Annotated in this window: 19 protein-coding genes; 10 read left to right on the top strand and 9 right to left on the bottom strand. The window is 72.0% G+C overall.

What is annotated here, in order from left to right; all coding sequences use genetic code 11:
• Positions 1-7: 7 nt before the first annotated feature.
• Positions 8-883 (bottom strand): 3-hydroxybutyryl-CoA dehydrogenase, encoded by an 876-nt coding sequence (locus ACFYXA_RS34135; RefSeq protein ID WP_352250667.1) that lies wholly within the window; start codon positions 881-883, stop codon positions 8-10.
• Between the two features lie 193 nt (positions 884-1,076).
• Here ACFYXA_RS34135 and ACFYXA_RS34130 point away from each other — a divergent pair, with 193 nt between their 5' ends.
• A complete protein-coding gene (locus ACFYXA_RS34130) occupies positions 1,077-2,381 on the top strand; it encodes a glycoside hydrolase family 10 protein (protein ID WP_389040319.1) in 1,305 nt (434 codons plus the stop codon).
• 5 nt (positions 2,382-2,386) lie between these two features.
• Here ACFYXA_RS34130 and ACFYXA_RS34125 read toward each other — a convergent pair whose 3' ends face one another.
• Both ACFYXA_RS34125 and ACFYXA_RS34120 read right to left on the bottom strand, forming a co-directional pair.
• Entirely contained in the window at positions 2,387-2,584 is a 198-nt protein-coding gene (locus ACFYXA_RS34125) for a DUF1918 domain-containing protein (RefSeq protein ID WP_351098276.1), read from the bottom strand.
• A gap of 84 nt (positions 2,585-2,668) precedes the next feature.
• Entirely contained in the window at positions 2,669-3,583 is a 915-nt protein-coding gene (locus tag ACFYXA_RS34120) for a DMT family transporter (protein WP_389040315.1), read from the bottom strand.
• On the opposite strand from ACFYXA_RS34120, the gene ACFYXA_RS34115 reads away from it, so the two are divergent.
• Genes ACFYXA_RS34115 through ACFYXA_RS34105 form a run of 3 tightly spaced genes read left to right on the top strand, consistent with a single transcriptional unit; the run spans position 3,582 to position 6,142 of the window.
• A complete protein-coding gene (locus ACFYXA_RS34115; protein ID WP_389040311.1) occupies positions 3,582-5,051 on the top strand; it encodes a PLP-dependent aminotransferase family protein in 1,470 nt (489 codons plus the stop codon). The two genes, ACFYXA_RS34120 and ACFYXA_RS34115, sit on opposite strands and share 2 nt — an antisense overlap.
• 10 nt (positions 5,052-5,061) lie before the next feature.
• Positions 5,062-5,520: a GNAT family N-acetyltransferase gene (locus ACFYXA_RS34110; protein ID WP_389040308.1), complete on the top strand. Its 459-nt coding sequence runs from the start codon at positions 5,062-5,064 to the stop codon at positions 5,518-5,520.
• Between the two features lie 31 nt (positions 5,521-5,551).
• Entirely contained in the window at positions 5,552-6,142 is a 591-nt protein-coding gene (locus ACFYXA_RS34105; RefSeq protein ID WP_130444352.1) for a histidine phosphatase family protein, read from the top strand.
• Here the strand turns inward: ACFYXA_RS34105 and ACFYXA_RS34100 are convergent.
• Positions 6,124-6,567, bottom strand: a complete 444-nt coding sequence (locus ACFYXA_RS34100; protein WP_389040304.1) for a DUF6314 family protein — start codon at positions 6,565-6,567, stop codon at positions 6,124-6,126. The two genes, ACFYXA_RS34105 and ACFYXA_RS34100, sit on opposite strands and share 19 nt — an antisense overlap.
• Positions 6,568-6,698: 131 nt before the next feature.
• Here ACFYXA_RS34100 and ACFYXA_RS34095 point away from each other — a divergent pair, with 131 nt between their 5' ends.
• The 6 genes from ACFYXA_RS34095 to ACFYXA_RS34070 all read left to right on the top strand — a co-directional run bounded on the left by ACFYXA_RS34095 (position 6,699) and on the right by ACFYXA_RS34070 (position 14,157).
• Complete coding sequence (locus ACFYXA_RS34095; protein ID WP_389040301.1) at positions 6,699-9,188, top strand: alpha-L-arabinofuranosidase C-terminal domain-containing protein; 2,490 nt, start codon at positions 6,699-6,701, stop codon at positions 9,186-9,188.
• Between the two features lie 138 nt (positions 9,189-9,326).
• The gene (argC, locus tag ACFYXA_RS34090; RefSeq protein WP_389040298.1) at positions 9,327-10,355 is read left to right on the top strand and encodes an N-acetyl-gamma-glutamyl-phosphate reductase; all 1,029 of its coding nucleotides are present in this window, start codon (positions 9,327-9,329) and stop codon (positions 10,353-10,355) included.
• A complete protein-coding gene (argJ, locus tag ACFYXA_RS34085; RefSeq protein WP_389040295.1) occupies positions 10,352-11,503 on the top strand; it encodes a bifunctional glutamate N-acetyltransferase/amino-acid acetyltransferase ArgJ in 1,152 nt (383 codons plus the stop codon). The genes argC and argJ overlap by 4 nt, the downstream gene beginning before the upstream one ends.
• The gene (gene argB / locus ACFYXA_RS34080; RefSeq protein WP_352250687.1) at positions 11,500-12,411 is read left to right on the top strand and encodes an acetylglutamate kinase; all 912 of its coding nucleotides are present in this window, start codon (positions 11,500-11,502) and stop codon (positions 12,409-12,411) included. Before argJ ends, argB begins: the two co-directional genes overlap by 4 nt.
• Positions 12,408-13,604, top strand: a complete 1,197-nt coding sequence (locus ACFYXA_RS34075; RefSeq protein WP_389040290.1) for an acetylornithine transaminase — start codon at positions 12,408-12,410, stop codon at positions 13,602-13,604. The genes argB and ACFYXA_RS34075 overlap by 4 nt, the downstream gene beginning before the upstream one ends.
• Before the next feature lie 7 nt (positions 13,605-13,611).
• Complete coding sequence (locus ACFYXA_RS34070) at positions 13,612-14,157, top strand: arginine repressor (RefSeq protein ID WP_130444368.1); 546 nt, start codon at positions 13,612-13,614, stop codon at positions 14,155-14,157.
• Positions 14,158-14,750: 593 nt separating this feature from the next.
• Here ACFYXA_RS34070 and ACFYXA_RS34065 read toward each other — a convergent pair.
• The 5 genes from ACFYXA_RS34065 to ACFYXA_RS34045 form a co-directional block, all read right to left on the bottom strand.
• The gene (locus tag ACFYXA_RS34065) at positions 14,751-15,488 is read right to left on the bottom strand and encodes an FAD:protein FMN transferase (protein ID WP_130444660.1); all 738 of its coding nucleotides are present in this window, start codon (positions 15,486-15,488) and stop codon (positions 14,751-14,753) included.
• A 55-nt stretch (positions 15,489-15,543) separates the two neighbouring features.
• Positions 15,544-16,674: an FMN-binding protein gene (locus ACFYXA_RS34060; RefSeq protein ID WP_389040287.1), complete on the bottom strand. Its 1,131-nt coding sequence runs from the start codon at positions 16,672-16,674 to the stop codon at positions 15,544-15,546.
• A 79-nt stretch (positions 16,675-16,753) separates the two neighbouring features.
• Positions 16,754-18,136 carry a ferric reductase-like transmembrane domain-containing protein gene (locus ACFYXA_RS34055; RefSeq protein WP_389040285.1) on the bottom strand — a complete coding sequence of 461 codons (1,383 nt, stop codon included), beginning with the start codon at positions 18,134-18,136 and terminating at the stop codon, positions 16,754-16,756.
• A 58-nt stretch (positions 18,137-18,194) separates the two neighbouring features.
• Positions 18,195-18,806, bottom strand: a complete 612-nt coding sequence (locus ACFYXA_RS34050) for a pyridoxamine 5'-phosphate oxidase family protein (RefSeq protein ID WP_130444372.1) — start codon at positions 18,804-18,806, stop codon at positions 18,195-18,197.
• 105 nt (positions 18,807-18,911) lie between these two features.
• On the bottom strand, positions 18,912-19,808 hold the full coding sequence (locus ACFYXA_RS34045; RefSeq protein WP_389040281.1) for a hypothetical protein: 897 nt from the start codon (positions 19,806-19,808) through the stop codon (positions 18,912-18,914).
• Positions 19,809-19,919: the final 111 nt, after the last annotated feature.

Below are 19,919 nucleotides of genomic sequence, written 5' to 3'. Positions count from 1 at the left end.
GCCGGCCTCAGGCGTAGGTGTAGAAGCCCGAGCCGGTCTTGCGGCCCAGGCGGCCGGCGTCCACCATGCGCTGCAGCAGCGGGGGAGCGGCGTACAGCGGCTCCTTGTACTCCTCGTACATGCTCTGCGCGACCGAGGCGACCGTGTCCAGCCCGATCAGGTCGGACAGCTTCAGCGGGCCCATCGGGTGGGCGCAGCCCATCTCCATGCCGTTGTCGATGTCCTCGCGGCTGGCGATGCCCGTCTCGAACATCCGGATCGCGGAGAGCAGGTAGGGGATCAGCAGCGCGTTGACCACGAAGCCGGAGCGGTCCTGGGCGCGGATGGAGTGCTTGCCCAGCAGCTTCTCGGCGAACAGCTGCGCCCGGCCGAGCGTGCCCTCGGAGGTGGTCAGCGCCGGGATCAGCTCGACGAGCTGCTGGACCGGGGCCGGGTTGAAGAAGTGGATGCCGACCACGTGGTCGGGCCGCGAGGTGGCGACCGCCAGCTTCACCAGCGGGATGGAGGAGGTGTTGGAGGCGAGGATCGCGTCCGGGCGGGTCACGACCTGGTCCAGGACCTGGAAGATCTCGGTCTTGACCCCCTCGTTCTCGACCACGGCCTCGATCACCAGGTCGCGGTCGGCGAACTCGCCGAGGTCCGTGGTGAAGGCCAGGCGCGCCTGCGTGGCGTCCCGCTCCTCCGCGCTGATCTTGCCGCGGTCGGCGGCCTTGGCCAGGGAGTTGTACAGCCGGGTACGGCCGATCTCCAGGGCCTCGCCGGTGGTCTCGGCGACCATGACGTCGAGTCCGGCGCGGGCGCAGACCTCGGCGATGCCCGCCCCCATCTGGCCGCAGCCCACCACTCCGACGCGTGAGATGTCTCCCGCTGGGATGCCTGTCACATCGTCCCTTTCCCGCGCTGACTCGAAGCGCTTGATCGACGTCCGGGGGAGCCTTCCGGGTCTCGGACGGCTCTGCTCCGATCGTGCACGTTACTAGCAAGTATCGATGATCGATCGTCGGGGTGGGGGCATGCTGTGCCCGGACGACGATCCGTGACCGCACGGATCCACGGCGTGTGTGGGGATGTGCGCGATGGGGCGACTGACTCGGCGGGCGTTCGCGCTGGCGGCGTTCTCGACGGTCTCGGCCTTCACGACCGGGGCGACGACGGCCGGGGCGGCGGCGAACGCGCTGCGGCCTCCCGGCCACGGGAGCGGCGGCCACGGCAGCGGCGGCCATGGGCACGGCGGCGGTGGCGGCGACCTGCGGGCGACGCGGGAGATGCGGGGCATGTGGCTCGCGACCGTCGCCAACCGCGACTGGCCGTCCCGTGCGGGGCTGACCGCGGCCCAGCAGCGGGCCGAGCTGATCGGCTGGCTGGACCTCGCCGTCCGCAAGCGCCTGAACACCGTGATGCTCCAGGTGCGGCCCACGGCGGACGCCCTGTGGCCCTCGTCGTACGAGCCGTGGTCGCAGGTCCTCACCGGCGTGCAGGGCAGGTCGCCCGGCTGGGACCCGCTCGGCACCGCCGTGAAGGAGGCCCACGCCCGCGGGCTCGAACTGCACGCCTGGTTCAACCCCTACCGGGTCGCCACCCACGCCGACCCCTCCCGGCTCGTCGCCTCCCACCCCGCGCGCAAGCACCCCGACTGGGTCGTGCGGTACGGCGGGAAGCTGTACTACAACCCCGGTCTGCCGGCGGTCCGCGCCTTCGTGCAGAACGCGATGCTCGACGCGGTGAAGAAGTACCCCGTGGACGCGGTGCACTTCGACGACTACTTCTACCCCTACCCGGTGGCCGGCCAGACCTTCGACGACGACGACGCCTACGACCGCCACGGCTCGGCCTTCTCCACCCGGGCCGCCTGGCGGCGCGACAACATCGACAAGCTGGTGCGTGAGACGGCGGCGCGCATCAAGGCCGTCCGCCCCGGCACGCAGTTCGGCGTCAGCCCGTTCGGCGTGTGGCGCAACGCCTCCACCGACTCCCGCGGCTCGGACACGAGCGCGCTGCAGTCGTACGACGCCGTCTACGCCGACACCCGCAAGTGGGTGCGCCAGGGCTGGATCGACTACATCGTGCCGCAGCTGTACTGGCACATCGGCATGAGCGCCGCCGACTACGCCAAGCTCGTGCCCTGGTGGGCGCAGGTCGCGCGGGGCAGCCGGACCAGGCTCTACCTGGGGGAGGCGCTGTACCGGGCGGGGGACTCCGCACAGGCCGCGGCCTGGCAGAAGCAGAACGAGCTGTCCCGCCACCTGACCCTCGCCAAGAAGCACCCGGAGGTCCGCGGCCATGTGTTCTTCGCCGCCAAGGACGTGCGCACGGACCGGATCGGGGCGATGGCACGGGTGATCGCCGACCACTACGGGCAGCCGGCGAAACCCCCGCGCTGAAAGGCCTACATCTGTTCCTGGACCTTGTGGCGGATCTCGGTGTCCGGCCCGGGGGAGCACACTCCCTCGTGCCCGTCCTCGAAGCGGACGCGGTACGGGGGGTTGCCCTCCTGACCCAGCACCTCGACGATCTCGCCGACCTTGTCGTGTTGGCCGACCACCCTGCCGTGCTGGATCAGCTGGTCGCCCGTGGTTGCACGCATCTGTGGGGCCTCCTCACCGTGTGGGCGGCGTGTTGCGCTTGTGCGGCGCACGGCGCTGCCCCGGAGCCGGCGCGTGCGCGCCCGTCAGCCGCGCGCCCGCTGGGTGACGGCGATGCAGACGAGGACGGCCGCGGCCGTCAGCGGGGCGGCCGGGGTCAGCCGTTCGCCCAGAAGCAGCACCGACCACACCAGTGTGAGCAGGGGCTGCGCCAACTGCAACTGGCTGGCCTTGGGGATTCCGACGGCCGCCATGCCCCGGTACCAGACGACCAGACCGAGGAACTGCGAGCCCGCCGCGACCCACAGCAGCCCGGCCACGCTGTGCGCCGTCAGGTGCGCCGGCTCGAACGCGAGGGCGACGGCGGCGGCCGGCGCGCTGAGCGGCAGGCAGAGCGTCAGCGCCCAGCCGATGACCTGCCAGCCCGGCATGACCCGGGCCAGTCGGCCGCCCTCGGTGTAGCCGGCCGCGCACACCAGCAGCGCCCCGAAGAGATACAGGTCGGCCGAGTTCAGTGCGCCGCCGCTCTGCTGCACGGTGAACGCAGCCACCGCGCACGCCCCGGCCAGCGCCGCCGCCCAGAAGGTGCGAGAGGGGCGTGAGCCGACGCGCAGGGCGGAGAACAGGGCCGTGGTCAGCGGCAGCAGCCCGACCACGACGGCCGCGTGCGCGGTGGTCGAGGTCTGCAGGGCGAGCGTGGTGAGCAGCGGGAACCCGACGACGACCCCGGCGGCGACGACCGCGAGCCCCGGCCAGTGCCGCCGGGCGGGCAGCGGCACCCGCAGCGCCAGCAGTGCGCCGCCCGCGATCAGCGCGGCGAGGACGCTGCGCACGGCGGTCAGCGACCAGGGGCCGAACCCTTCCAGCCCCCAGGCGGTCGCAGGGAAGGTCAGCGAGAAGGCGACCACCCCGAGCGCGGCCTGAAGGGTGCCGAGGTTCCGGCCCCGGGGGGCGGTCACTGCTATCGCGGGAACGGTGGTAGCGCTACTCTGTGTCTTCATGCAAGAGCGTAGCAGCGTGAGTGAACTGGCGAACCAGCTGCGACAGGAACTTGACCGCTACTCTCCCGGTGGAAAGCTCCCGTCGAGCCGGGCCCTGGTGGAACGCTTCCGGGTGAGTCCGGTGACCGTCTCGCGCGCGCTGGCCCAACTCGCCGCCGAGGGCCTGGTGGTGACCCGCCCCGGAGCCGGCGCCTTCCGCGCCGGGCCGCGGCGTACGGCCGCCCCCTCGGCCGGAGACACCTCCTGGCAGGAGGTCGCGCTGAGCGCCGACGGCGCCGCCGACCTCGTGCCCCGCTCGGTGGACGCCTCCGGAGTCACCGTCTCGCTGGCCGCCCCGCCGCCCGGCGTGATCGAGTTCAACGGCGGCTATCTGCACCCCTCCCTCCAGCCGGAGCGCGCCATGTCCGCGGCCCTGGCACGGGCCGGACGGAGGCCCGGCGCGTGGGGGCGGCCGCCCCTGGAAGGGCTGCCCGAGCTGCGCGAGTGGTTCGCCCGCACCATCGGCGGGACGGTCACCGCGGCCGAGGTGCTGGTCGCCGCAGGCGGCCAGGCGGCGCTGACCACCGCCCTGCGCGCCCTCGCCCCGCCCGGCGCGCCGGTGCTCGTGGAGTCGCCCACCTACCCCGGCATGCTGGCCATCGCCCGCGCCGCCGGACTGCGCCCGGTCCCCGTCCCGGTCGACCGGGACGGGGTGAAACCGCACCTGCTCAGCGACGCCTTCCGCGCGACCGGCGCCCGGGTGTTCGTCTGCCAGCCGCTGTTCCAGAACCCCACCGGCGCGGTCCTCGCCCCCGCCCGGCGCGGCGAGGTGCTGCGCATCGCCCGGGAGGCGGGCGCGTTCGTCGTCGAGGACGACTTCGTGCGGCGGCTCGCGCACGAGGACGCCGGACCGCTGCCCCGCCCGCTGGCCGCCGACGACCCGGACGGCGTCGTCGTCCACGTCGGCTCGCTCACCAAGGCGACCTCGCCCAGCTTCCGGGTCAGCGCGCTGGCCGCCCGCGGCCCGGCCCTGGAACGGCTGCGCGCCATCCAGGTCGTGGACGCCTTCTTCGTGCCCCGGCCCCTCCAGGAGGCCGCGCTCGAACTCGTCGGCTCACCGGCCTGGCCCCGCCATCTGCGCTCCATCGCCGCCGAGTTGAGGACGCGACGCGACACGATGACGGCGGCCCTCGCGCTGCGCCTGCCCGAACTGGAGCTGCCGCACGTCCCGTCCGGCGGCTACCACCTGTGGGTCCGCCTCCCCGGCTCCGCAGGAGAGGCGGCGTTCACGGCGGCCGCCCTGCGCGCCGGCGTCGCCCTCGCCCCCGGCCGCCCCTACTTCAGCGCCGAACCCCCCGCCCCGCACGTCCGGCTCAGCTTCGCGGCGGTCGCGGGGACCGAGGAGATCGAGGAGGGCGCCCGCCGCCTGCGGCAGGCGTGCGACGAGGCGCTCATGGAATCCGTTCGACAGCACAGCCGCGATCTGTGAGGGTCCGGGCATGAACGACACCCCCGCCCTCGCCGCAGGCTACGAGCTCTCCACCGACCCAGGCCGCGTCGACGCCGAGCGCGTCCACCGATGGCTGTCCACGGACGCCTACTGGGCGCTCGGACGCGAGCGCGAGAAGCAGGACCGGGCGATCGCCGGCTCCCTCAACTTCGGGGTGTACGACGTGGCGTCCGGGGAGCAGGTGGCTTACGCCCGGGTGGTGACGGACCGGGCGACGTTCGCCTGGCTGTGCGACGTGTACGTGGATCCGGCGGTCCGGGGGAAGGGCATCGGCACCTCGCTCGTCGCCGCCGTACGCGATCACCTGCAGCCCTACGGGCTGCGCCGGATGCTGCTGGCCACGCAGGACGCGCACGGGGTGTACGAGAAGGCCGGCTTCGAGGCGCTGGAGGACCCCGGCCGGTGGATGGCGCTCATATTCGAGAAGTTCTCCCTCGGCACCCCTTGACCCGCCTACCCGGTGGTCCCACCATCGCCGCATGGCACTCCGGGTCACGTTCGTCGCCGCCGCGCGCAGCTCGCCGATGCTCGCGGAGCGCTTCGAGGACGACCGGCCGCTGGACCAGGCGGCCTGGGGCGAGGTGCAGCGCGTCGTGGGCGATCTGCTGCCGCTCGCGGCGGCCGAGCTGCGCTACTGTTCGCCGACCCCGCGCAGCCGGGCCACCGGGGACGCCCTCGGATACGCCCCGCTCGTCCAACTCGCCCTGAGGGACTGTGACATGGGGCGGTGGCGGGGGTTCACCCTGGGGGAGGCGATGGCCCGGGAGCCGCAGGCGGTGGACGCCTGGCTGGCCGACCCGTGGTCCGCGCCGCACGGCGGTGAGTCGCTGCTCGCGTTCATCTCCCGGGTGGGCGGCTGGCTCGACACCCGGCCGTTGGAGGACGGCGGCCGGATCGTCGCCGTGGCAGAGCCCAGCGTCATCCGGGCCGCCCTGGTGTACGCGCTGAAGGCGCCGCCGTCGTCGTACTGGAACATCGACGTGCGCCCGCTGTCGACGACCACCGTCACCGGGCGCCACGGCCGCTGGAACCTGCGCTTCGAGGGCGCGCCTCAGCCCTCGCGGACGTAGTCGGTCGTCAGCACCAGGTCCTTGGCCGGGCCGCGCACCCGCCACACGCTTCGCCAGCGGCCGGCGTCGAGGACCGTGAACTCGCCGCGGTAGAGGTCGGCGGAGCACGGATGGTCGGCCGTGTGCCGGCCGGTCGTCAGGTCCAGGAGGTGGAAGGGGCGGCCGTCGGCGAACCGGACGTCCGCCGTGCCGGGCGCGGGGCCCGGCAGGAAGCGCAGGGTCCGCTCGGCGGGACGCGGCACGCCCTGCCAGGTGAACACGCCGGACTCCGCGTGCAGCAGTCCGCAGCCGTCCAGTGGCCGGAACACGGTCGTGCCGGTGAAACGGCCCTCGTCGCCGCTTCCCGCATCGCGCACCGAGCGCTCCACCCGCCAGCTCCCGGCGAGGTACTCCAGGACGTCCGGCACCGGCCAGAACCCGCCCATCGCGTGCCGCCCTCCGTCGGATCAGCCCTCGCACGCCCCATTGACGCGCTCAAGTCACCTCCCTATCTTGCCGTTCGAAGTGCTGATCAAAGTCCGATATTTCGAACGCCTGAATGAGCCGCGGAGTATCCATGTCACCCAGCACCACGACCGCCCGCTGGAGAACCGGTCTCACCGCCACCGCCCTGCTGACGGCGACCGCCCTCCTGCCCGTCCCGGCGCACGCCGAGGCGGTCGCCGACTACACCATCACCGTCGATCCGGCCCGCCGGGGCGCGACGATCGACGACACGATGTACGGCGTCTTCTTCGAGGACATCAACCGCGCCGCCGACGGCGGCCTGTACGCCGAGCTGGTGCAGAACCGGTCCTTCGAGTACTCCGCCGTCGACAACCGCTCCTACACACCGCTCACCTCCTGGACGGTCGACGGCGCCGCCGAGGTCGTGAACGACGCCGGCCGCCTCAACGAGCGCAACCGCAACTACCTTTCCCTGAGCGCCGGTTCGTCCGTCACCAACGCCGGCTACAACACCGGCGTCCGCATCGAGCAGGGCGAGAGGTACGACTTCTCGGTGTGGGTCCGCGCCGAGCAGGGCACGAGCCTGACGGTGTCGCTCCAGGATGCCGACGGCGCCCTCGCCACCGCCCGCCGCGTCGCCGTGCGCCCCGGCGGCTGGGCGCAGTACAGGACGAAGTTCCAGGCCGCCCGCACCAGCAGCACCGGCCGCCTCACCGTCGCCTCCACCGCCGCGGCCGCCCTCGACATGGTGTCGCTGTTCCCGCACGACACCTACAAGCACCAGCCCAACGGGCTGCGCAAGGACCTCGCCGAGAAGATCGCCGACCTGAAGCCCGGCTTCGTGCGCTTCCCCGGCGGCTGCCTGGTCAACACCGGCTCCATGCAGGACTACAGCGAGGCCTCCGGCTGGCAGCGCGCCCGCTCCTACCAGTGGAAGGACACCATCGGCCCGGTCGAGGAACGCGCGGTCAACTCCAACGTCTGGGGCTACAACCAGAGTTACGGCCTCGGCTACTACGAGTACTTCCGCTTCGCCGAGGACGTGGGCGCGATGCCCCTGCCCGTCGTGCCGGCCCTGGTGACCGGCTGCGGCCAGAACAAGGCCGTCGACGACGAGGCGCTGCTCGCGCGGCACATCCAGGACACCCTGGACCTCATCGAGTTCGCCAACGGCCCCGCGAACTCGACCTGGGGCGCGAAACGCGCGTGGATGGGACACCCCGAGCCCTTCCACCTCACCCACATCGAGGTCGGCAACGAGGAGAACCTCCCCGTCGAGTTCTTCGCCCGCTTCCAGCGGTTCCGCGCCGCGATCGAGGCGAGGTACCCGGGCGTCACCGTCGTCTCCAACTCCGGCCCGGACGACGCCGGCGCGACCTTCGACAAGGCCTGGCAGCTCAACCGCGACGCCAAGGTCGGCATGGTCGACGAGCATTACTACAACAGCGCGCGGTGGTTCCTGCAGAACAACGCCCGCTACGACTCCTACGACCGCAACGGCCCGAAGGTCTTCCTCGGCGAATACGCCTCCCAGGGCAACGCCTTCAGGAACGGCCTCGCGGAAGCCGCCTTCATGACCGGCCTGGAACGCAACGCCGACGTCGTCGAACTCGCCTCCTACGCACCGCTGTTCGCCAACGAGGACTATGTGCAGTGGCGCCCGGACCTGGTGTGGTTCAACAACCACGCCTCCTGGAACTCGGCCAACTACGAGGTCCAGAAACTGTTCATGAACAACGTGGGCGACCGTGTCGTCCCCTCGGCGGCCACCGGCACCCCCTCGGTCCAGGGCCCGATCAGCGGCGCCGTCGGCCTGTCGACCTGGGCGACCTCGGCGGCGTACGACGACGTGAAGGTCACGGGCGCCGACGGCGCCACCCTCCTCGCCGACGACTTCTCCGGTGACGCCTCCCGCTGGACGCACACCGGCGGCGGCAGCTGGTCGGTGCGGGACGGCCAGTACGTGCAGAGCGACGCGGCCGCCGAGAACACCATGGTCTCGGCCGGCGACCCGAACTGGCACGACTACGACCTGCACGTGAAGGCCACCAAGAAGTCCGGCAAGGAGGGCTTCCTCGTCGCCTTCGGCGTCAAGGACACCGGCAACTACTACTGGTGGAACCTGGGCGGCTGGAACAACACCCAGAGCGCCGTCGAGCAGGCCGTGGACGGCGGGAAGTCCACGCTGGTCTCCAAGGCCGGCAGCGTTCAGACGGGCCGCGCCTACGACATCGACGTCAAGGTGCGCGGCCGCCAGGTCACCCTCTACCTCGACGGCCAGGAGTGGGGCCGCTTCACCGACGACACCCCGGCCGAACCGTTCCGCCAGGTCGTCACCGAGGACGAGGAGACCGGCGACCTGATCCTCAAGGTCGTCAACGCCCAGGCCGCCGACGCCCGCACGACCGTCGACCTCGGCGGCGCCCGGGTCCGCTCCTCCGCCCGCGTGACCACGCTGACCGCCGCGCCGGACGCGGTCAACAGCGAGACTCAGACCCCGGTCGCCCCGGTGACCTCCACGTTCACCGGAGTCGCCGACAGGTTCACCTACACCTTCCCGGCGAACTCGATCACCTTCCTGCGGATCAGGCAGAAGTAGGACGCCACCCCCTCCAGCTGCCCGCCCCACCAGCCCGCCCCCGGCCCCCGGCCGGGGGCGGCACGTATGTCCGTGCGAACAAGATTGCATAAACGTGCAGCGAAACGTATAGTCATGCCATTGCTGGAGGAGGATTCCATGACGGTACGTGCGGCAGTGGCCGGAGCGAGCGGATACGCGGGCGGTGAGGTCCTGCGTCTGCTCCTCGCGCACCCCGAGGTCGAGATCGGCGCCCTGACCGGCAACTCCAACGCGGGACAGAAGCTGGGCGCGCTCCAGCCGCACCTGCTCCCGCTGGCCGGCCGGGTCCTGGCGCAGACCACCGCCGAGAACCTCGCCGGCCACGACGTCGTCTTCCTCGCCCTCCCGCACGGCCAGTCCGCCGCCGTCGCCGAACAGCTCGGCCCGGACGTCCTCGTCGTCGACATGGGCGCCGACTTCCGGCTGAGGGACCCGGCCGACTGGGAGAGGTTCTACGGCTCCCCGCACGCCGGGACCTGGCCCTACGGCCTCCCCGAACTGCCGGGGGGCCGCGCCGCGCTGGAGGGGTCCAAGCGCATCGCGGTCCCCGGCTGCTACCCCACCGCCGTCTCCCTCGCCCTCTTCCCGGCGTACGCCGCCGGACTCGCCGAGGCCGAGGCAGTGATCGTCGCCGCCTCCGGCACCTCCGGCGCGGGCAAGACGCCCAAGCCGCACCTCCTGGGCAGCGAGGTCATGGGCTCCATGACGCCCTACGGCGTCGGCGGCGGCCACCGGCACACCCCCGAGATGATCCAGAACCTGAGCGCGGCGGCGGGGGAGCGGGTCTCCGTCTCCTTCACCCCGACCCTCGCGCCGATGCCCCGCGGCATCCTCGCCACGTGCAGCGCGAAGGCCGTCGCCGGCGTCACCGGCGAGTCGCTGCGCGCCGCCTACGACAAGGCCTTCGCCGACGAACCCTTCGTACACCTGCTGCCCGAGGGGCAGTGGCCCGCGACGGCGTCCGTCCACGGTTCCAACGCCGTTCAGGTGCAGGTCGCGTACGACGAGGCCGCGGGGCGCATCATCGTCGTCAGCGCCATCGACAACCTCACCAAGGGCACCGCGGGCGGTGCCGTCCAGAGCATGAACATCGCCCTCGGGTTCCCCGAGGACACGGGACTTTCCACGATCGGAGTCGCACCTTGAGCGTCACGGCAGCCAAGGGATTCACGGCGGCGGGCGTCGCCGCCGGGATCAAGGAGAACGGCAACCCGGACCTGGCCCTCGTGGTCAACACCGGGCCGCGCCGCGCCGCCGCGGGCGTCTTCACCTCCAACCGCGTCAAGGCCGCGCCGGTGCTGTGGTCCGAGCAGGTCCTCAAGAGCGGCGAGTTGAGCGCCGTCGTCCTCAACTCCGGCGGCGCCAACGCCTGCACGGGGCCGAAGGGCTTCCAGGACACGCACGCGACCGCCGAGAAGACCGCGGACGTGCTCGGCGTCGGCGCCGGCGAGGTGGCGGTGTGCTCCACCGGCCTCATCGGCGTCCTGCTCCCCATGGACAAGCTGCTTCCGGGAGTCGAGACCGCGGCCCGGGCGCTGAGCGAACACGGCGGCGAGAAGGCCGCCATCGCCATCAAGACCACCGACACCGTCCACAAGACGTCCGTCGTCAGCCGCGACGGCTGGACCGTCGGCGGCATGGCCAAGGGCGCGGGCATGCTCGCCCCCGGCCTCGCCACCATGCTCGTCGTCCTCACCACCGACGCCGACCTCGACAGCGCGACCCTGGACAAGGCGCTCCGCGCGGCCACGAAGGTCACCTTCGACCGCGTCGACTCCGACGGCTGCATGTCCACCAACGACACCGTGCTGCTGCTCGCCTCCGGCGCCGCCGAGGTCACCCCCGGCTACGAGGAGTTCGCGGAGGCCGTCCGCGCCGTCTGCGACGACCTCGGGCAGCAGCTCATCCGCGACGCCGAGGGCGCCAGCAAGGACATCAAGGTCGAGGTGGTCAACGCCGCGACCGAGGACGACGCCGTCGAGGTGGGCCGCTCCATCGCCCGCAACAACCTCCTCAAGTGCGCCATCCACGGCGAGGACCCCAACTGGGGCCGCGTCCTGTCCGCGATCGGCACGACGTCCGCCGCCTTCGAGCCGGACCGGCTCAACGTCGCCATCAACGGCGTCTGGGTGTGCAGGAACGGCGGCGTCGGCGAGGACCGCGGACACGTCGACATGCGCTACCGCGAGGTGCACATCGTCGCCGACCTCGCCGCCGGCACGGAGACCGCCACCATCTGGACCAACGACCTCACCGCCGACTACGTCCACGAGAACAGCGCCTATTCGTCATGAGCCATCCCACGCGGAAGCACACCGCCCTCCCCAAGGCCCAGATCCTCATCGAGGCGCTGCCGTGGCTGGTCCGCCACAACGGCAAGACCGTCGTCATCAAGTTCGGCGGCAACGCCATGGTCGACGAGGAACTGAAGGCCGCCTTCGCCCAGGACGTCGTCTTCCTGCACCACGCCGGCCTCAGGCCCGTCGTCGTGCACGGCGGCGGACCGCAGATCAGCGCCGCCCTCGACCAGCACGGCATCGTCAGCGAGTTCAAGGCCGGCCTGCGCGTCACCACCGAGGACGCCATGGACGTCGTACGGATGGTGCTCGCCGGGCAGGTGCAGCGCGAGCTGGTCGGGCTGCTCAACGAGCACGGGCCGCTCGCCGTCGGCCTCACGGGCGAGGACGCCCACACCATCACCGCCACCAAGCACCGGCCCGAGATCGACGGCGAGTTGGTCGACATCGGGCGGGTGGGCGAGATCACCTCGATCGACACGGGCGCGATCGAGGCCCTGCTCGCCGACGGCCGCATCCCGGTCGTCTCGTCGATCGCCCGCTCCGAGGACGACGGGCATGTCTACAACGTCAATGCTGATACGGCGGCTGCGGCACTCGCTGCGGCACTGGGGGCCGAGACCCTCATGGTCCTCACGGACGTCGAGGGCCTCTACGAGGACTGGCCGAACTCCGACGAGGTGATCAGCCGCCTCACCGCCTCCCAGCTGGAGAAGCTGCTGCCGGACCTGTCCGCCGGCATGGTCCCCAAGATGGAGGGCTGTCTGCACGCCGTACGCGGCGGCGTCACCACCGCCCGGGTCATCGACGGACGGGTCCAGCACTCCATCCTGCTGGAGATCTTCACGGACGAAGGCATCGGCACGATGGTCGTGCCCGACGGACAAGAGGGGGAGCAGGCATGAGCAACCAGGAACTGGCCGCGCGGTGGCAGGGCGCGCTCATGAACAACTACGGCACCCCGAGGATCCCGCTCGTGCGCGGCGAGGGCGCCCGGCTGTGGGACGCCGACGGCAAGGAGTACCTCGACTTCGTCGGCGGCATCGCCGTCAACGCCCTCGGCCACGCCCACCCGGCGGTCGTCGAGGCCGTCAGCACGCAGATCGCGTTGCTCGGGCACGTCTCCAACCTCTTCATCGCCGAGCCGCCCGTCACGCTCGCCGAGCGGCTCCTGCGGCACTTCGGCCGCGACGGCAAGGTCTTCTTCTGCAACTCCGGGGCCGAGGCCAACGAGGGCGCCTTCAAGATCGGCCGGCTGACCGGGCGCACCCACATGGTCGCCACCGACGGCGGCTTCCACGGCCGCACCATGGGCGCCCTCGCGCTCACCGGCCAGCCGTCGAAGCAGGAGCCGTTCCTTCCGCTGCCCGCAGACGTCACCCACGTCCCGTACGGCGACGCGCAGGCGCTGGCGGCGGCCGTCACCGAGGAGACGGCCCTCGTCATCATCGAGCCGGTCCAGGGCGAGAACGGGGTCGTCGTCCCGCCCGCCGGGTATCTCAAGGCGGCCCGCGCGATCACCGCCGCCACCGGCTCCCTGCTCGTCCTGGACGAGGTGCAGACCGGTGTCGGCCGCACCGGGAACTGGTTCGAGTACCAGGCCCACGAGGGCGTCCTGCCGGACGTCGTGACGCTGGCCAAGGGGCTCGGCGGCGGGCTGCCGCTCGGCGCTACCGTCGCCTTCGGGCGCGCCGCCGAACTGCTCCGGCCCGGCCAGCACGGCACCACCTTCGGCGGCAACCCCGTCGCCTGCGCCGCCGGGATCGCCGTCCTCGACACCATCGAGAACGACGGGCTCCTGGAGAACGTCAAGCGCCAGGGCGAGCGGCTGCGGGACGGAATCGACGCACTCGGACACCCGTTGATCGATTATGTCCGGGGCGCGGGCCTGCTCCTGGGTATCGTGCTCACCGAGCCACTCGCGCCCCAGGTGCAGCAGGCGGCTCAGGAGGCCGGAATCCTCGTGAACGCGCCCGCCCCCGACGTCGTCCGGCTGATGCCGCCGCTGAACCTCGGCGACGACGCGGTGGACGCCTTCCTCGGGGCCCTTCCCGGCATCCTCCAGGCAGTGGGCGGGGACGGACGATCCGGGGAATGAGACGACGATGAGCCAGGCGCAGGACCACGAGCAGCCGGGGGCGAACGGGCCTGCCGTACCGCAGACCCGCACCGCCCGTCACCGCCGGATCGTGGACATTCTCAACCGGCAACCGGTGCGGTCCCAGAGCCAGTTGGCGAAGCTCCTCGCCGACGACGGGCTGAGCGTCACCCAGGCGACGCTCTCCCGGGACCTCGACGAGCTGAACGCGGTGAAGATCCGCAACACCGACGGCGACCTCATCTACGCGGTGCCCAGCGAGGGCGGTTTCCGCACGCCGCGGGCTCCGCTCGGGGGGTCGGCGAAGGAGGAGCGGATGCGGCGGCTCTCGCAGGAGCTGCTGATCTCCGCGGAGGCGTCCGCGAATCTCGTCGTCCTGCGCACCCCGCCCGGCGCGGCCCAGTTCCTGGCCTCGGCGATCGACCAGGCGGAACTGCACGACATCCTCGGCACGATCGCCGGCGACGACACGCTGCTCCTGATCAGCCGGGACCCGACGGGAGGGCAGGCCTTGGCCGACCACCTCCTGAGGCTGGCCCAGAACGGCCAGTGAGGCGCGCGGCGCGGGGCGTGTCGTCGACTGCGGGTGCGCGGCGGCTGGTCGCGCAGTTCCCCGCGCCCCCGGGGTGGGACCGGCCGGCGGTGCTGGCAACTCCCGTCCCCAGCTGCGGGCGGTGGTGTGGTGCGGGTGCGTGGTGGCTGGTCGCGCAGTTCCCCGCGCCCCTGAGGTGGGACCGGCCGGCGGCGCTGGCATAGTCCGCCCCTGGCTGCGGGGGGCTGCGTGGTCTGGTGCGGGTGCGTGGTGGCTGGTCGCGCAGTTCCCCGCGCCCCTGAGGTGGGACCGGCCGGCGGTGCTGGCATAGTCCGCCCGTGGCTGCGGGGGGCCCGCGCCCCTGGGGTTGGGGCAGCTGGCGGTGCTGGCACAGTCGCCCCAGCTGCGGGCGGTTGTGCCGCTGGGGCGGCACGGGCGGGCGCAGCGGCACCCCGCAGCGCGGGGGAGTAGCACCCCGGCCCGAGCAACAACTCCGCCCGGCTGGGCACCCGGCCCGGTTGGGCACCCGGCCCGGTTGGGCACCCGGCCCGGTTGGGCACCCGGCCCGGTTGGGCACCCGGCCCGGTTGGGCGACCCCGCCCGGGTGGGGGCACTCAGCCCAGTCGGGAGGCCAAGCCCCCTGTGCAGCGGACCTCGTCGCCCGCGGTGATCAGCAGCGCCTCCACGTCCGGCAGTGACTCCAGCCACGCCAGCCCCTCCCGCGACCCCATCGCGAACGCCGCCGTCGCCCAGCAGTCCGCCCACGTCAGCCGCGGCGCGACCACCGTCACGGCGACGAGATCCGTCACCGCGGACCGCCCCGTACGCGGGTCGACGATGTGCGCCCCCCGCTCCGCCGTACCGGACGTGGCCACCGCCAGCTCGTCCGCTCCCGCCGCCGAGACCACCGCCGCCAGCCCGCCGGGCCGCAGCGGATCGGACACGCCCACCCGCCACGGCCGCTCCGGCCCGGGCATGCCCAGCAACTGGACGTCCCCGCCGCCGTTCACGCTCACCCCGGAAACCCCGGCCCCGGCGATCAGCCGGGCCGCCCGCTCGGCGGCCCACCCCTTCACGATCCCGGTCGGGTCGAGCCGGCCCTCGTAGCGCATGCTGAACCAGCCGTCGCTCACCCGCTCCGCCTCGGCGCCCAGCTCCAGCACCTCGGCGACCTCGGGATCGCACTCCTCGACGCTCAGCTCCCCGCGCGTCATCCGGGAGACCTGGCTGTCCTCGCGGTAGGTGCTGAACACCTCGTTCACCCGGTGCAGCCCGGCGACGGCCTCGTCCAGCGCCGCCCGCACCGCCGCGGGGTCCCCGCCGCGGACGTCGAAGGAGAAGACGGTCCCCATGACCTCCTCCGCGTGACGCACCACGGCGGGAGCCTGTCCCGACTCGGTCACCGGCTCAGCCGCCGGCCTGGTCGAGGGCGGACTGCAGGGACTTCTTGTAGCCGCCGCTGGTGTAGGTGGCGCCGGACACGGCGTCGATGTCGCCGTCGCCGGACGCGACCGCCGCCTGGTTGAGCTTGGGCACCGCGTCGCCGTTGATCTGGTCGCTCATCCCGCCCTTGGGCTGCTGGACGGCCTCGGCCTTGGTGATCTTGCCGCCCGCGACGGTGACCCGGACCTGCACGGGACCGTACTGCGTCTGCACCACGGAGCCCGTGAAGGTGCCGGACGCCTGAGCGCTGCCGGCCCCCTGCGAACCCGAGCCCTGAGCGGAGCCGGGAGCGGACCCCGAACCCTGGGACCCGGACCCCTGGGACCCCGACCCCTGCGACCCCGACCCCTGCTGGCTCGCGCTCGCGTTCGCCTTGTCGATCGCCGACTGGAGGGACTTCTTGTAGCCGGTGCTCGTGTACGTCGCCCCGGATACCATGTCCACGTTGGGGCTCTGCGCGGCGACGACGGCCTGGCCCAGCTTCGGGACCGCGTCGGCGGTGATCTGGTCGCTCCGCCCGCCCTTGGGCGCCTGCACGGCCTCCGACTTGGTGATCTTGTTGTTCTGGACGGTGATACGGACCTGCACCACCCCGTACTGCGTCTCCTCCGCGTCACCGGTGAAGGTGCCCGAGACCTGCGCCGCGCCGGCGCCCGACCCCTGCGCGGACCCCGCGCTCGCCTTCATCTTGTCGATCGCGGACTGCAGCGACTTCTTGTAGCCCTGGCTGGTGAAGGTGGCCCCGGACACCGCGTCGATCTGCGCGCTCTGCGCGGCGACGACGGCCTGGTTGAGCTTGGGCATCGCGTTGCCGTTGATCTGGTCGCTCTGCCCGCCCTTCGGCTGCTGAACGGCCTCCGCGACGGTGATCTTCCCGCCCGCGACGGTCAGCCGGACCTGCACCGGCCCGTACTGCGTCTGCTGCACGTCACCGGTGAACGAGCCGGTGCCGGCGGCCTGCGCGCCGCCCTGGACCGACGACTGCGGGGGCACCGCGCTCGCCGCGGCGCCCGCCGGGTCGGAGTCCGGCTTCAGCGACAGCAGCAGAACGATCCCGGACACGGTGGCGGCGCTGGCGAGCACAATGCGCCGCATGGGGTGGCTTTTCTTCATCGCTCCTGGTTCCCGATTCCCGATTCCCGTAGTTTCCCGTGGATCCGTGGATTGGCGTCGCTCACATCTCGAACGACTCGTGGTGGATGCGGCGGGCGGGGACCCCGGCGCCGCGCAGTGCCTCGTACACGCCCTGGGCGAAGCCGTTCGGCCCGCACATGAAGACGTCGTGCTCCTCGATGTCCGGCAGCTTGCGCTGCAGGGACTCGGCCGAGATGTCGGGGCGCTCCCCGTCGGGGCTGTTCACCGCGTACATCAGCCGCGCCCCGCGCTCGTCGGCGATCTTCGAGAGCTCGTCCCACAGGGCCAGGTCCTGCGTGCTGTTGGCCCGGTAGAGCAGCGTGATGTCACCGGCGCCGCCGGGCAGCGTCTCGAACAGCGCCCGCATCGGCGTGATGCCGACGCCGCCGGCCACCAGCAGCACCTTGCCGCGGCTGCGGCGGGACGCCGTCATGGCGCCGTAGGGGCCTTCGGCCCACACCTTGGTGCCGGGCGTCAGCTCGCGCAGCGCCTCGCTGTGGTCGCCGATCGCCTTGACCGTGATCCGCAGCAGGTCCGGGCGGGGCGGGGCCGACAGGGAGTACGGGTGGGAGCTGAAGCGCATCCCGGGCGCCATGAACCGCCAGCGGAAGAACTGACCGGCCTCCGCGCCCATCCGGTGCAGCTTGTTGCCGCCGATCAGCACCGACACGATGCCGGGCGTCTCCTCGATGACCGCCTCGACGTACATGCGGTGGCGCAGGTTCAGCCGGAGCGGGGTGAGGATGCGGTACCAGACGACGAGCGCGCTGACCGAGCCGTACAGCGCGTACCAGACGGTCTTCGCGGTCGGCTCGACGGCGAAGTCGTTGCCGGTGGTGATCTGGTGCCAGAACGTCAGGAACACGGCGGCGTACGTCAGCAGATGGATGTGGTACCAGGTGTCGTACGGCATCTTGCGGCGCACGGGGCCGATCGAGACGACCCCGATCACCAGCAGCAGGCCCGTGCCGATGGCGGCCTTGCCCATGTCGGGCAGCTGGTTCACCGAGTCGACCGTCTGCTGCACGATGTCGCCGAGCGTCTTGCCCGCCTGGAGCGCGTACCCCCACATGATGAGGAAGACGTGCGCGAAGGTGAGGCTGAGCGTGTAGCGGCCGCTCATCGCGTGCCAGCGGGCGACCCGGTCCGAGCCGACCCGCCGCTCCAGAGCCGGCACGCGTGCCATCTGGAGGACGACGAGCGCCATGAGGTACCCCGCCAGCAGGCCGGTGATCCGGCCCGCCTGGAGGATCTTTCCGTTGGTGTCCGCGATGGACGGGGTGTTGTTCCACCACAGCCACAGCACACCCGCGGCGCCCGCCCATACGGCGATCAACAGCGGGACGGCCGGGGAGCGGCGCGGACGGATGCGGCGCATCGTCTGGCGGCGGGCGGCACGGCCGCCGGCGATCGTCGTGGTCACGGTTCCTCCGTGGGTACTGACCCTTGGCCCACAGATACGGACCGCGAGCACGCTGTGTTCATCCGCCCGTCCACGACGGTGGTGACGGGGGCGACGGAGGCAGCGGGAGGGGGAGTCCGGGGAGGTCGTCCAGGCTCGTGGCGATGTGCGGCTTCTTCTCGAAGTACGCGCTGAGCGAGGCGTCGTCCTCGCGGGCGAACCGTCTGCCGTGGAGGTCGCGGTCCTCTTCGTACGTCATGTACGGCACCGCGTATCCGCAGCTGTCGCGGACGACCTCGGCGTGCACGACGACGATCGCGCGCAGGCCGTGCCGGGTGGCGTCGATGTCCGGGAAACGGGCGAGGAGTTCGCCGAAGCGGGCGTCGTCACGGAAGACCGGCTCGCCGCGGCCGTGCACGCGCACGATGTTCGGCGGCCCCTGGAACGCGCACCACATCAGGGTGATCCGGCCGTTCTCCCGCAGATGCGCGACCGTCTCCGCGGTGGACCCCGCGAAGTCGAGGTAGGCCACGGTGAGTTCGTCGAGCACGGCGAACGAGCCCTTGAGGCCCTTGGGGGAGAGGTTGACGGTGCCGTCGGCGGACAGGGGGGCGGTCGCGGTGAAGAAGAGGGGCTGCTCCTCGATGAACGTACGCAGCCTGCCGTCTATGCGCTCATAGGTCTTTCCCATGACCCATGACTGTCCGGCAACGCCACGCGCGATGCCGGGAGTTTCACATGGCGGAAGCCGCCCCTGGCCGACGTCTCGGCGGGGGGCGGCTTCCGTCAGGTCAGGTCACTTGTTGAGCGTGCAGGCCGCGAGGGCTTCCAGGCCCTGGGGCTTGGCGGCGGTGCGGCCGATTGCGGTGGCGATGCGGTTGACCGTCGAGACGCGCTTGTCCTTGAGCGGGCCGAGGATGGCGTTGTTGACGAAGTTGGGGCCGCCCTGGCCGACGGTGTCGACGAGGCGCTTGTTGGCCTCGGCGATCTGGGTGTTGAGCAGCGCCAGGTTGCGGTCGACCTCGGCCTTCGCGGAGGCGGGGATCGCGGGCAGCTGCGAGGCCACGTCCGGGCAGGAGATCGTGCCGGCGGCACCGGCGTTGCCCGCGTTGCCGTTGTTCCCGGCGTTGCCGTTGCCGTTCCCGTTGTTGCCGGCGTTGCCGTTCCCGTTGTTGCCGGCGTTGCCCTTGTTCCCCATGTTGCCCTGGTTCCCGGCGTTGCCCGCCGCGCCGCCGGCGTTCACGCCGCCCCCGTTCAGCGCGCAGGGCGCGAGGGCTTCGAGGCCCTGGGGCTTGGCGGCGGTGCGGCCGATCGCGGTGGCGATGCGGTTGACCGTCGAGACGCGCTTGTCCTTGAGCGGGCCGAGGATGGCGTTGTTGACGAAGTTGGGGCCGCCCTGGCCGACGGTGTCGACGAGGCGCTTGTTGGCCTCGGCGATCTGGGTGTTGAGCAGTGCCAGGTTGCGGTCGACCTCGGCCTTGGCGGAGGCGGGGATCGCGGGCAGCTGCGAGGCCACGTCCGGGCAGGAGATCGTGCCGACGGAAGCGAGCGTGTTGGCGTTCGCGGTGCCGTTCTTGGACGACTCCCCGGCGAGGGCGGAGTTCACGACCACGGCGCCGGTCAGCGCCAGCGCGGCGGCGCCGCCGATGACCGCAACGCGACGCTTGTTGTACTTCGGAAGTGCCCTGGACATGCGGATGCCTCACTTGGGTTCACGAGGGTCAGGAGTGGTGGTGCAACGCGGCGCCGGCGTTCGGTCGGAAGTACGGGTAAGCGGTTGCCGATGTTCAAAGCGGCTTCAAGA

Origin of the sequence: Streptomyces sp. NPDC002566, from assembly GCF_042889585.1 — a bacterium.
Taxonomy (GTDB): Bacteria; Actinomycetota; Actinomycetes; order Streptomycetales; family Streptomycetaceae; genus Streptomyces.
The sequence above is the reverse complement of the archived record's forward strand: the minus strand, read 5'-3'. Positions and strand labels throughout refer to the sequence as shown.

Bases quoted from the DNA above. Each gene is read 5' to 3' on its own strand.
- ACFYXA_RS34115 (WP_389040311.1), top strand. From the start codon at position 3,582: ATGCAAGAGCGTAGCAGCGTGAGTGAACTGGCGAACCAGCTGCGACAG.
- ACFYXA_RS34065 (WP_130444660.1), bottom strand. From the start codon at position 15,488: ATGGGGACCGTCTTCTCCTTCGACGTCCGCGGCGGGGACCCCGCGGCG.
- ACFYXA_RS34060 (WP_389040287.1), bottom strand. From the start codon at position 16,674: ATGCGGCGCATTGTGCTCGCCAGCGCCGCCACCGTGTCCGGGATCGTT.
- ACFYXA_RS34075 (WP_389040290.1), top strand. From the start codon at position 12,408: ATGAGCAACCAGGAACTGGCCGCGCGGTGGCAGGGCGCGCTCATGAAC.
- ACFYXA_RS34045 (WP_389040281.1), bottom strand. From the start codon at position 19,808: ATGTCCAGGGCACTTCCGAAGTACAACAAGCGTCGCGTTGCGGTCATC.
- argC (WP_389040298.1), top strand. From the start codon at position 9,327: ATGACGGTACGTGCGGCAGTGGCCGGAGCGAGCGGATACGCGGGCGGT.
- ACFYXA_RS34120 (WP_389040315.1), bottom strand. From the start codon at position 3,583: ATGAAGACACAGAGTAGCGCTACCACCGTTCCCGCGATAGCAGTGACC.
- argB (WP_352250687.1), top strand. From the start codon at position 11,500: ATGAGCCATCCCACGCGGAAGCACACCGCCCTCCCCAAGGCCCAGATC.
- ACFYXA_RS34100 (WP_389040304.1), bottom strand. From the start codon at position 6,567: ATGGGCGGGTTCTGGCCGGTGCCGGACGTCCTGGAGTACCTCGCCGGG.
- ACFYXA_RS34110 (WP_389040308.1), top strand. From the start codon at position 5,062: ATGAACGACACCCCCGCCCTCGCCGCAGGCTACGAGCTCTCCACCGAC.
- ACFYXA_RS34095 (WP_389040301.1), top strand. From the start codon at position 6,699: ATGTCACCCAGCACCACGACCGCCCGCTGGAGAACCGGTCTCACCGCC.
- ACFYXA_RS34105 (WP_130444352.1), top strand. From the start codon at position 5,552: ATGGCACTCCGGGTCACGTTCGTCGCCGCCGCGCGCAGCTCGCCGATG.
- ACFYXA_RS34050 (WP_130444372.1), bottom strand. From the start codon at position 18,806: ATGGGAAAGACCTATGAGCGCATAGACGGCAGGCTGCGTACGTTCATC.
- ACFYXA_RS34130 (WP_389040319.1), top strand. From the start codon at position 1,077: ATGGGGCGACTGACTCGGCGGGCGTTCGCGCTGGCGGCGTTCTCGACG.
- ACFYXA_RS34125 (WP_351098276.1), bottom strand. From the start codon at position 2,584: ATGCGTGCAACCACGGGCGACCAGCTGATCCAGCACGGCAGGGTGGTC.
- ACFYXA_RS34070 (WP_130444368.1), top strand. From the start codon at position 13,612: ATGAGCCAGGCGCAGGACCACGAGCAGCCGGGGGCGAACGGGCCTGCC.